General features: G+C 72.1%; 1 protein-coding gene. It reads left to right on the plus strand.

The features are described 5' to 3' along the window. The coding region (locus tag AC27VN_RS38335) for an alpha/beta hydrolase family protein (RefSeq protein WP_490880046.1) at window positions 1-2,661 on the plus strand (2,661 nt) is incomplete at both ends.

The raw sequence follows: 2,661 nt of genomic DNA on the forward strand, positions 1-2,661 counted from the left end.
CCGCATGCTGGGCACGCCGACGGCCGATTGCGACATGGTGGTCAGCATGCACACCTTCGACTGGCAGCAGCTGTGGAACGATGCGCGGCATCGCTTCACGGGCGTGCGCGGGCTGCTGCGTTTCGAACCCCTGGTCGAGGGTGCGGCCCCGGATGCCAGGCCGGCCAGCGAGCGCTTCGTCAACTACAAGATCCGCGGCGGCGCGGTCTCCATCCTCGCGGTGGAGCCTGGCGGTCCGCTCGCGACCCTGCGGCGCATCGCCAGCCTGCCGCGCACGGTGCTGACCTGGTTCACCTTGCGCGGTTACCTCGACTGGCGGCGCGGCGACACCGAGATCACGCTCGAGCGCAGCCGCAACATGTTCTGGGCCTGGTGGGCCGCCACCGAGATCCGGCACGTGGAATACGACCTCAAGCTGACGCTGCGCCCCGACGGCATGCCCCGGCCCGATCCGGTCCGGCGCCTGCGGCTGCGCGGCACCAAGGAGGTCGTCTATGCCGCGAGCTGGCCGCAGCTCGTGGTGCATGGCGCGCAGCGGCTGTGGCAGTGGGGGTGGGCGGCCGACCGGCCGGGCAAGGTCACGCCGGCCGACCTGCGGCCCGACCTGTTCACCCAGCTCACCTGCCCGGTCATCACGCTCGATGCCGACGACCGGCCCGCGCCGTGGTGGTCGCCGTGGCGCAACCGCGCTGCGAAAGCGCACTTCGCCTTCGACGTGGCGCGCGCGGTGCGCGACACGCCGATCGAGCTGCTCGGCGGCGCCGACGCCAGCTCGGCGATGGGCACGCTGGTGGCCTATCCGGCGCTGCTCGCGCGCTTCGCGCTGCAGACGCGCATGCTCGATTTCCGGCTGCCCGACTACAGCGGCAGTCCGCTGGTCGACATCGCCAGCCCCGAGGACCTGAAGCTGCGCGGCGAAGCCTGCGGCAGCACGCAGGGCGACGTCCATCCGCAGGCGCATTCACTGTGGGTGCGGCGCGGCCGCTCGTCGAGCGACGACGGCACCGAGGCGGTGGAGAACGTGCAGCTCCGGCTGTGGCGCTACCGGCGGACTGCCGCCGACGGGCTGCCGGAATTCGTGGGCGGAACGTGGTGCGGCGTGCCCGTGCGGCGCGCGCGCTCGGTGCTGCTGACCCATGCCTTCGGCATGTCGGGCCACACCTTCACCTTCAAGGGCACGACGCAGAACTTCGCCGAGTATCTCTACAGCCTCGGCTGGGAGGTCTGGGTGCTCGACACCCGGCTGAGCCCGCGCTCGCGGGCCTCGCAGGAGCCGGGCACCGCGGACCAGGTCGCGATGATCGACATTCCGCAGGCGGTCGATTTCGTGCTCGACCTGCTGCGCAGCGAGCGTGACCGGGTCGTCGGACCCGAGGCCGGGCTGCCGCTGCAGCTCCATGCCTTCGGCCAGTGCCTCGGCGCGGCGGCCTTCCAGATGGCGCTGCTGGCGGGGCGGCTGTCGTATCCCATCGAGAGCGCCGGCTACGTGTCGGCCACCGGCGTGCGCCCGCTGCTGCCGAAACTCGCGGGCCTGGTGAGCGCGCAGACGCACCTGTTCACGGTGGGCTCGCGCTCCTCGCAGGGCAAGACCTGGCTGCCGGCCTTCATCCGCAACCTGGCGGGCCGCACCACGGTGCCGCTGGCGGTGCGCGGGCCGGTGGAGTCGCTGGTCGAATCGCTGGTCGATCGCCTGTTCGCGGCGCTGCCGGTGCCGCCCGGCGAGCACTGCCCAGGCGAAGGCACGCTGGGCCGGCCGCACGACGACGATTGTGCGACCTGCAGGCGCGTGCGCTTCCTCGACGCCGAGCTGTTCAAGCACCGCAACCTCAACGCCCGAACCCACCGCGAACTGCCCAAGCTGTTCGGCAATGCCTCGGTGCGCGTGTTCGCGCATGCGGCGCGCTTCGTGGAGTACGAGCGGCTGGTCAGCGAGGACGGCTTCAACGTCTACGCCAACGACAGCGCGATCGCGCGCCACATGGCGCTGCCGGTGCGCTTCGTGCACGGCTGCGAGAACGAGCTGTTCGACAAGGAAGGGGCGCTGCGTTCGTCGCTGCAGTTCGCGCAGATCCATCCCGAATGGGTGCCGCTGTTCGGCAAGGCGGCCGACGGGCAGCCGCCGCACATGTGCGACCTGCTCGTGGACTATGGCCACCTCGATCCGCTGATCGGCCAGGCGGCGATGGATCGCGTCGGCGGCGAGGCCAGTCCCTACGAGCGGCTGGCCGCCTTGCTGAACCAGGCCTGGGAGGCGGAGGCGCACGGCCCGGCCCTCTCTCCGTCGGAGAGCGATGAGGCGCTCCCGCCGGCGAGCCCGCATCCGAACCACGAGGTGCGTTTTCCGCGCGCCGGCCCCTGGGTCGGGCCGATCGAGCCGATGGAGGTCGATCCGCAGCTCGCTCTGTACTGCGCCATGCCGCCGGGCCCGGCGCGCAGCGTGCGCGTGGCCTTCGTGGTCGACGACACCGCCGCCGATGCGCTGCTGAGCCGCGGGCTGGCGGCCAGCGCCATCGTGCATCTGGCGCAGCGCGTCTACCGGGTGCCGCTGGAGATCGTCGACTTTCCCGCGCCGATGGTGGCGCGCGACGGCTTCCTGCTGCCGCCGTCGCGGCGCCCCTGGGTGCTCGGCAGCGCCCAGGGCCGCACTGACGGCAGCAGCGC

The sequence above is a fragment of the Variovorax sp. 20P10.2.4 genome, assembly GCF_058244205.1.